This is a genomic window from Aeromonas sp. L_1B5_3 (assembly GCF_963866575.1).
Classification (GTDB): Bacteria; Pseudomonadota; Gammaproteobacteria; order Enterobacterales; family Aeromonadaceae; genus Aeromonas; species Aeromonas jandaei.
Map to the genome: position 1 here is coordinate 1 of NZ_CAWMDN010000129.1, position 3,150 is coordinate 3,150.

The following is a 3,150-nucleotide window of genomic DNA, read 5'->3' on the forward strand; positions in this document are numbered from 1 at the left end:
TTCCACGGCGCTATTGCCGCCAGGCAAAAATCTTCAATCTGAGAAAGCTGACGTAAGTAATTCGTTCGTATTTGCTACAAGCCTTAGAACACTTCTTGGGTGTTGTATGGTTAAGCCTCACGGGTAATTAGTATGGGTTAGCTCAACACGTCGCCGCGCTTACACACCCCACCTATCAACGTTGTGGTCTCCAACGGCCCTTTAGGACCCTCAAGGGGTCAGGGATGACTCATCTCAGGGCTCGCTTCCCGCTTAGATGCTTTCAGCGGTTATCGATTCCGAACTTAGCTACCGGGCAGTGCCACTGGCGTGACAACCCGAACACCAGAGGTTCGTTCACTCCGGTCCTCTCGTACTAGGAGCAACTCCCTTCAATCATCCAACGCCCACGGCAGATAGGGACCGAACTGTCTCACGACGTTCTGAACCCAGCTCGCGTACCACTTTAAATGGCGAACAGCCATACCCTTGGGACCGACTTCAGCCCCAGGATGTGATGAGCCGACATCGAGGTGCCAAACACCGCCGTCGATATGAACTCTTGGGCGGTATCAGCCTGTTATCCCCGGAGTACCTTTTATCCGTTGAGCGATGGCCCTTCCATTCAGAACCACCGGATCACTATGACCTACTTTCGTACCTGCTCGACCTGTCCGTCTCGCAGTTAAGCTGGCTTATGCCATTGCACTAACCTCCTGATGTCCGACCAGGATTAGCCAACCTTCGTGCTCCTCCGTTACTCTTTGGGAGGAGACCGCCCCAGTCAAACTACCCACCAGGCACTGTCCGCGGCCCAGATTCATGGGCCTGCGTTAGAACATCAAACATACAAGGGTGGTATTTCAAGGACGGCTCCAGCGCAACTGGCGTCACGCCTTCAAAGCCTCCCACCTATCCTACACATGTAGGTTCAATGTTCAGTGCCAAGCTGTAGTAAAGGTTCACGGGGTCTTTCCGTCTAGCCGCGGGTACACCGCATCTTCACGGCGAATTCGATTTCACTGAGTCTCGGGTGGAGACAGCATGGCCATGGTTACACCATTCGTGCAGGTCGGAACTTACCCGACAAGGAATTTCGCTACCTTAGGACCGTTATAGTTACGGCCGCCGTTTACCGGGGCTTCGATCAAGAGCTTCGCTTGCGCTAACCCCATCAATTAACCTTCCGGCACCGGGCAGGTGTCACACCCTATACGTCCACTTTCGTGTTTGCAGAGTGCTGTGTTTTTGATAAACAGTCCCAGCCATCTGGTCACTGCGACTCCCGTCAGCTCCATCCGCAAGGGACTTCACCAACAAGAGCGTACCTTCTCCCGAAGTTACGGTACTATTTTGCCTAGTTCCTTCACCCGAGTTCTCTCAAGCGCCTTGGTATTCTCTACCCGACCACCTGTGTCGGTTTGGGGTACGATGACTTGTAATCTGAAGCTTAGAGGCTTTTCCTGGAAGCAGGGCATCAATGGCTTCCACACCGTAGTGTGTTCGTCTCGTGTCTCAGCGTTGCACCTCCGGATTTACCTAAAGGTACCGCCTACGCACTTTCACCAGGACAACCGTCGCCTGGCCCACCTAGCCTTCTCCGTCCCCCCATCGCAATTACAAGTCGTGCAGGAATATTAACCTGCTTCCCATCGATTACGCCTTTCGGCCTCACCTTAGGGGTCGACTCACCCTGCCCCGATTAACGTTGGACAGGAACCCTTGGTCTTCCGGCGAGGAGGCTTTTCACCCCCTTTATCGTTACTTACGTCAGCATTCGCACTTCTGATATCTCCAGCATACCTCTCGATACACCTTCGCAGACTTACAGAACGCTCCCCTACCACTTGCACTAAGTGCAAATCCGCGGCTTCGGTGCCTGGTTTGAGCCCCGTTACATCTTCCGCGCAGGCCGACTCGACTAGTGAGCTATTACGCTTTCTTTAAATGATGGCTGCTTCTAAGCCAACATCCTAGCTGTCTGAGCCTTCCCACATCGTTTCCCACTTAACCAGAACTTTGGGACCTTAGCCGGCGGTCTGGGTTGTTTCCCTCTTCACGACGGACGTTAGCACCCGCCGTGTGTCTCCCGGATAGTACTTACTGGTATTCGGAGTTTGCATGGGGTTGGTAAGTCGGGATGACCCCCTAGCCCAAACAGTGCTCTACCCCCAGTAGTATTCGTCCGAGGCGCTACCTAAATAGCTTTCGGGGAGAACCAGCTATCTCCGAGTTTGATTGGCCTTTCACCCCCAGCCACAGGTCATCCCCTAACTTTGCAACGTTAGTGGGTTCGGTCCTCCAGTTGATGTTACTCAACCTTCAACCTGCCCATGGCTAGATCACCCGGTTTCGGGTCTACACCTTGCAACTAGACGCCCAGTTAAGACTCGGTTTCCCTACGGCTCCCCTATACGGTTAACCTCGCTACAAAATGTAAGTCGCTGACCCATTATACAAAAGGTACGCAGTCACCCCGAAGGGCTCCCACTGCTTGTACGTACACGGTTTCAGGTTCTATTTCACTCCCCTCACAGGGGTTCTTTTCGCCTTTCCCTCACGGTACTGGTTCACTATCGGTCAGTCAGGAGTATTTAGCCTTGGAGGATGGTCCCCCCATATTCAGACAGGATGTCACGTGTCCCGCCCTACTCGATTTCACATCAAGGTTGTTTTCGTGTACGGGGCTATCACCCTGTATCGCCGGCCTTTCCAGGACCGTTCCACTAACTTCCAAGATGCTTAAGGGCTAATCCCCGTTCGCTCGCCGCTACTGAGGGAATCTCGGTTGATTTCTTTTCCTCGGGGTACTTAGATGTTTCAGTTCTCCCGGTTCGCCTCTGTTACCTATGTATTCAGTAACAGATACCCGAGTTATCTCGGGTGGGTTTCCCCATTCGGAAATCTGTGAGTAATAGCGTCTCTTACCGACTTCTCACAGCTTATCGCAGGTTAGTACGTCCTTCATCGCCTCTGACTGCCAAGGCATCCACCATGTACGCTTAGTCACTTAACCATACAACCCCAAGAAGTGTCGGTGAAACCGGCACAGCTTGTTGTTGTACAACAAGGACCAAATAAAATTTGGTTTTCGCCAAGAAGTTTCCAAAGCACTTGTAACAAATGTTTGAGAACTACTTTTTAAATCAGCTTTCCAGATTGTTAAAGAGC

Annotated in this window: 1 rRNA gene; it reads right to left on the bottom strand. The window is 52.3% G+C overall.

The features are described 5' to 3' along the window. Nucleotides 1-106 precede the first annotated feature (106 nt). Nucleotides 107-2,995: ribosomal RNA gene (locus AACR93_RS16100) — 23S ribosomal RNA — on the bottom strand. Nucleotides 2,996-3,150 lie beyond the last annotated feature (155 nt).